Origin of the sequence: Ornithinicoccus halotolerans, assembly GCF_009602535.1 — a bacterium.
GTDB lineage: Bacteria > Actinomycetota > Actinomycetes > Actinomycetales > Dermatophilaceae > Ornithinicoccus > Ornithinicoccus halotolerans.
In genome coordinates, this window is sequence record NZ_WIQI01000140.1 from 1 (window position 1) to 5735 (window position 5735).

A 5735-nucleotide genomic window follows, 5' to 3' on the forward strand; every position below is an offset into this window, starting at 1 on the left:
ACCCCACGGCGACCGCCGTCGAGCTGGTGGCGCCCGGCCAGGCCACCTGGGCCCGCGCCGACCTCGGTTGAGCCCCCGTCGCCACGCCGAGGGGGGCAGCGGGCTGCCGGCCACCACGCCCACGCCGGGGCTCCGGCGCGACCGGGCTGGCGCGACGCCGTAGCGTCGGAGGCCAGGGACCCGTCGCCACGCCGGCGCGTGGGGCGACCTCCACCCAGCGAAGGGAGCGGTGATGAACGTCGCCGAGCAGATCGTCCAGCAGCTGCAGGCCGTCGGGGTGCGGCGCATCTACGGCATCGTGGGTGACAGCCTCAACCCGGTGGTGGACGCGGTCCGGCAGACCGGCGGGTCCCGCAACGGCGGGATCGACTGGGTGCACGTGCGGCACGAGGAGGCCGCGGCGTTCGCGGCCGGCGCCGAGGCGCAGCTGACCGGGGAGCTCGCCGTGTGCGCCGGGTCGTGCGGGCCCGGCAACCTGCACCTGATCAACGGCCTCTACGACGCGAACAGCACCGGCGCGCCCGTGCTGGCCATCGCCAGCCACATCCCCAGTGCCCAGATCGGCCAGGGCTTCTTCCAGGAGACCCATCCCGACCGGATCTTCATCGAGTGCTCCGTCTACTCCGAGCTGGTCAGCACGCCGGAGCAGTCCCCGCGGGTGGTGGACTCGGCCATCCGGCACGCGCTGGGCGCGGGCGGTGTCGCGGTGGTGACGCTGCCGGGCGACATCGCCGACCAGGACACCGCGCGGGAGGCGCCGCGGTATGTGCCGACCCGGCGAGGGACCCTCGTGCCGGACCAGGAGACCGCGCAGGCCCTCGCCGACGAGATCAACGCCGCCAAGAACGTCGCCCTCTTCGTGGGCATCGGCGCCCAGGGCGCCCACGACCAGATCGTCGAGCTGGCCGAGCTCGTGGGGGCACCGGTCGGCCACTCGCTGCGGGGCAAGGACATCATCCAGTACGACAACCCCTTCGACGTCGGCATGACCGGCCTCCTCGGGTACGGGGCCGCCGCCGAGGGCATCGAGGACGCCGACCTCATGGTCATGCTCGGCACCGACTTCCCCTACGACCAGTTCCTGCCCGGCACCCGCACCGTCCAGGTCGACGTGCGGGCGACGGTGCTCGGCCGGCGCACCCAGGTGGACCTGCCCGTCGAGGGGGACGTGCGGGCGACGCTGCGGGCCGTGCTGCCGCTCGTGGAGCGCAAGAAGAGCCGGCGGTTCCTCGACAAGCTGCTCAAGAAGCACGACAAGCTGATGAACAAGGCCGTCGGCGCCTACACCAAGGACGTCGAGGACACCACGCCGATCCACCCCGAGTACGCAGCCTCCGTCCTGGACGAGCTGGCCGCGGACGACGCAGTGTTCACCGCGGACACCGGGATGGCCAACGTGTGGAGCGCCCGGTACCTGCGGCCGCTGGGCACCCGGCGGATCATCGGCTCCTACCGGCACGGGTCGATGGCCAACGCGCTGCCGCAGGCCATCGGCGCCCAGCTGGCCTACCCCGACCGGCAGGTGGTGGCCATGGCCGGCGACGGTGGGCTGTCGATGCTGCTGGGCGAGATGCTGACGGCCAGCATGTACGAGCTGCCGCTCACCGTCGTGGTGTTCAACAACTCCACGCTCGGCATGGTCAAGCTGGAGATGCTGGTCGACAAGCTGCCCGACCACGGAGTCGACATGCCGGCCGCTGACTTCGCCGCGATCGGGGCGGCGATGGGGTGGCACACCGTTCGGGTGGAGCACCCGCGGGACCTGCACGACGGCTACCGGTCCGCCCTGGACCACCACGGCCCCGCGCTGGTCGACGTCGTCACTGACCCGATGGCGCTGTCGATCCCGCCCAAGATCAACAGCGAGCAGGTCTTCGGCTTCGCGACCGCGATGAGCAAGATCGTGCTCAACCGCGGCGCCGGCGAGGCGGTCTCGATGGCGCGCTCGAACCTGCGCAACATCCCGCGGGGGTAAGTCCGACCCCTCCGGTACCGTCACCGGATGAGTCCCCGACCGCTCAGCCGCAGGGAGCTCAACCGGGCCACGCTGCACCGGCAGGGGCTGCTGCAGCCGTTCGACGGCCCCGTCGACGAGGTGATCGGGCGGCTGGCCGGGCTGCAGGCCCAGCACGCCGTGCCTCCCTACATCGCGCTCTGGTCCCGGCGCGCCGGGCACGCCATCGCCGACCTGGAGGAAGCACTCACCGGCCGCAGCGCCGTCAAGGCCACCGTGATGCGCACCACCCTGCACATCGTCGCCGCCGCGGACTACCCGGCGATGGACGCCGCCTCCGGCCAGCAGGGCCTGCGCACCTGGGCACCCAGCGCCCGCCGGGCCGGACTGGACCTGGACGAGCTCAACGACCAGGTCCGCGCCTTCTGCACCGAGCCACGCACGGTGCTGGAGATCGAGGCGCACCTGGCGGGGCTGCACCCCGGTCACGACGTCGCGGCCGCCGTCCCGGCTGGGGTGCGCAACCCCTGGTTCCGGATGGCTACCGCCGCCGGTGGGCTGGTCCACGTCCCGCCGAGCGGTCTGTGGCGCGAGCACGGGAAGCCCACCTACCTCAGCGCCGAGGCGTGGCTGCTGGGAGAGGTCGCCCGTCCCTCAGCTGAGGACGCCCTCGTGACGCTGGTCGAGCGGTACCTCGCCGCCTACGGGCCGGCGTCGCTGGCTGACATCGGCAAGTGGTCCGGACAGCTGCGCAAGACCCCGGTCCGGGCGGCCGTCGAGCGGCTCGGGGACCGCCTGGTCCGCGCCACCTCCGCTGACGGGGACGACCTGCTGGACCTGGCCGACCTCACGGTGCCGGAGGACCCGCCCGTCGCGCCGAGGTTCCTCGCCCGGTGGGACAGCGTCCTGATCGCCTACGCGCACCGGGAGCGGATCCTGCCTGCTCCCTACCGGGACGCGGTGGTGAAGAAGAACGGCGACTTCCTGCCCACCTTCCTGGTCGACGGGTTCGTCGGCGGGCTCTGGTCGCTCCGCAGGGACGGCGGCACGGCCGTGCTCGCGCTGCAGCCGTTCGAGCGGACCAGCAGGGCCGACCGCACCGCGCTCGAGGAGCTCGGCGAGGAGCTCGCCCGGTTCGCCGAGCCGGAGGCGAGCAGCTACCAGGTCCGCTGGGTGGCGGACTGACGCCGAAGGCACCGGAGCGACAGCGACGGGGGCGGTCGCCGGACGTCCGGCGACCGCCCCCGTCGGGCAGTCAGCTGCGGGCCGCGCTCAGAGCGAGGCGGCCTTCTTGGCCATCGCGGCCTTCTTGTTGGCGGCCTGGTTCTTGTGGATGACGCCCTTGGTCACGGCCTTGTCGAGCTTGCGGGACGCGGCCTGCAGCGCCTCCTGGGCCTGGCTGCTGTCACCGGAGTCGGTGGCCTTGCGGAACTTGCGGATCCAGGTACGGATCTCACTCTTGACCGCGCGGTTGCGCTCGGTGCGCCTGGCGTTGGTCTTGATCCGCTTCTTCTGGGACTTGATGTTTGCCACGAGGTGTCTTCCTGCTCGGTCGAGTGCGGTGTCGTTGAGGGCGACACACGCGGCTCGGGACCGGGCGTGGGGACACCCTTGCGTGAGCCGCGTGGTTGGTCACGAGCGCGCACGACCAGGCGCGCACGCAACAGCCGAATCTACCAGCGAGTGGAGTCTCGCCCAAACCGGTCGGCCGGACCGTGCCGGCAGCGGTGGACGCGCGCTGCCGCTACGCGGCGCCCTCGTTGCGCTCCCGGCAGATCGCCAGCACCGCCCGCTCCACCGCCCACTCCGGGTCGCGGGCCACGGTGGTGCCGGTGCGCAGCCCGCCCTTGACGTCGACGTCCGCCACGGCGACCGCCTCGATGGCCCGGCCCAGCCTGGCCCCGTCCCATCCCTGCGCCGCGCGCCGGGCCTGGTCGACCTGCCAGGGCGCCATGCCCAGCTCCCGGGCCAGCGCAGCCGGGCTGCCACGGCCCGCGGTGGCGACCCGGCCGACCTGGCGCAGCTGCATGGCGAGCACCGCCACCAGCGGCACCGGGTCCAGGCCGCCGGCGAGGGCGTGCCGCAGCAGCCGCAGCGCCTCCTCCTCGTCACCGCGCAGCGCCGCGTCGGCCACCTTGAAGCCCGTGGTCTCGACCCGGTCGCCGTAGTAGGTCTGCACGTCCTCGGGGGTGATGGTGCCGCTGGTGTCGCGGACCAGCTGGGCGCAGGCGCTCGCCAGCTCGCGCACGTCCCTGCCGACGGCCTGCACCAGTGCGGTCAGCGCCTCCCCGGAGATCTTGCGCCGTGCCTGCTGGAACTCGTGCCGGGCGAACTCCGTCTTGTCCTTCTCGGTCTTGATCGCCTTGCAGTCCACCACCCGCCCGCCGGCCTTGCGCATGGCGTCGAGGGCGCGCTTGCCGCGGTTGCCACCCTTGTGCCGCACCACGAGGGAGACCCCGTCCGGCAGGTCGGTCGCCAGCGAGCGCACGTCCTCGACCAGCTCGTCGTCACCGACGTCCAGGTCGTGCACCACCAGCACCGTCCACCCGCCGAACAGCGACGGGCTGGCCCGCATCCCCAGCGCACCGGGCTCATAGCCCTCGGCGTGGACGTTGACGACCTCCGTCTCCGGCTCGGCCGCGCGCACGTTGTCGACCAGGTGCGTGATCTCCCGGTCGGCCAGCAGCGTCTCCGGCCCGCTCAGCAGCACGAGGGTGGGGGTGGTGCCCGGACCGGTGTCGCTCACGGGTCCACCCTGCCACGCGGGACCGACGGCTCAGCCGCGCCGGGCCAGGTACAGCGTCGCGGTCGCCTCCCGGCCCTGCAGCGGGTTGGGGAAGCTCACCACCTCGGCACGGACGTCGGCGAACGCCGGCCGCAGCGTGGCCAGGTAGTCCTCGTCCGGTGGGTCGTTGGACCACAGCCCGAACACGCCTCCCGGGCGCAGCATCGCGGCCAGCCGCTGCGCGCCGGCCGCGGTGTAGAGGTCGGCGTGGGAGGGATGCAGCAGGTGGCGCGGCGAGTGGTCGATGTCCACGACGACGGCGTGGTAGCGGCCGGGCCCGCCCTCGCGCACCAGCGCGAAGAAGTCCTCGTGCACCAGCGTGCAGCGCCCGTCGCCGGTCAGCGCCGGACCGGCGGGGATCAGCCCCCGCCGGTGCCAGTCGATGACCTCGGCCAGGGTGTCGACCACGGCGAGCGAGGCCACCCGGGCGTCCCGCAGCACCGCCAGCGCGGTGAACCCGAGCCCCAGCCCGCCGACGAGCACGTCCCAGCGCGGGGTCGCCGCAGCGCCGCCGCCGGGCTCGGCGGTCTCGGCCGGCTCCCCCGAGGCACCCTCCTCCAGCATCGCCAGCGAGCGCCGGGCGACCTCCTCCTCGGCGACGGTGAACAGGCTCGACATGAGGTACTCCTCGTCGAGCTTGATCTCGTACACCTCCCGCTGGAACGTCGGGTCGAACCGGCGCCGCAGCACCAGCTCCCCCATCGGCGTGGGACGCCAGTCCAGCTCCTCGAACCGCGCGGGCACGGGCCGCCGCTCAGTCCAGCGCCAGGGTGGGGTCGCCGGGCGCCAGCTCCAGCTGGTTGAGCCGCGCGGTCACCACGTCCGGGGCCAGCTTGAGGTGGTCGGCCAGCTCCTCCAGGGTGCAGCCGGCCTCGATGCCGTCACGCAGCTCGGCGTCCTCCTCCTCGGTCCAGGCGTGGCCGCCGGTGACGGCGGTCCGGGGTGAGCGCGCCACCGGCGGCGGCTCCGGGGCCGGGACCGCCGCGCGCGGCGCCC

The 5735-nt window shown here is 73.5% G+C and carries 6 protein-coding genes; 2 read left to right on the top strand and 4 right to left on the bottom strand.

Annotated elements, in window-relative coordinates; genetic code table 11:
* Nucleotides 1-232 precede the first annotated feature (232 nt).
* Together GFJ45_RS14765 and GFJ45_RS14770 are read left to right on the top strand one after the other, a co-directional pair.
* Nucleotides 233-1975 (top strand): pyruvate dehydrogenase, encoded by a 1743-nt coding sequence (locus GFJ45_RS14765; RefSeq protein WP_153398541.1) that lies wholly within the window; start codon nt 233-235, stop codon nt 1973-1975.
* Nucleotides 1976-2002: 27 nt separating this feature from the next.
* A complete protein-coding gene (locus GFJ45_RS14770) occupies nt 2003-3139 on the top strand; it encodes a winged helix DNA-binding domain-containing protein (protein WP_153398543.1) in 1137 nt (378 codons plus the stop codon).
* 87 nt (nt 3140-3226) lie between these two features.
* On the opposite strand, the gene rpsT is transcribed toward GFJ45_RS14770, so the two are convergent.
* From rpsT to GFJ45_RS14790, 4 genes are all read right to left on the bottom strand, one after another.
* On the bottom strand, nt 3227-3487 hold the full coding sequence (gene rpsT / locus GFJ45_RS14775) for a 30S ribosomal protein S20 (protein WP_153398545.1): 261 nt from the start codon (nt 3485-3487) through the stop codon (nt 3227-3229).
* Nucleotides 3488-3698: 211 nt separating this feature from the next.
* Complete coding sequence (holA, locus tag GFJ45_RS14780) at nt 3699-4700, bottom strand: DNA polymerase III subunit delta (protein WP_228387110.1); 1002 nt, start codon at nt 4698-4700, stop codon at nt 3699-3701.
* Nucleotides 4701-4730: 30 nt separating this feature from the next.
* Nucleotides 4731-5483, bottom strand: a complete 753-nt coding sequence (locus GFJ45_RS14785) for a polyamine aminopropyltransferase (RefSeq protein WP_153398547.1) — start codon at nt 5481-5483, stop codon at nt 4731-4733.
* A 10-nt stretch (nt 5484-5493) separates the two neighbouring features.
* Nucleotides 5494-5735, bottom strand: a 242-nt coding sequence (locus GFJ45_RS14790) for a hypothetical protein (protein WP_153398549.1), incomplete at its 5' end; no start/stop codon positions are given.

Coding starts and splice junctions, on each gene's coding strand:
- GFJ45_RS14765 (WP_153398541.1), top strand. CDS start 233: ATGAACGTCGCCGAGCAGATCGTCCAGCAGCTGCAGGCCGTCGGGGTG.
- GFJ45_RS14770 (WP_153398543.1), top strand. CDS start 2,003: ATGAGTCCCCGACCGCTCAGCCGCAGGGAGCTCAACCGGGCCACGCTG.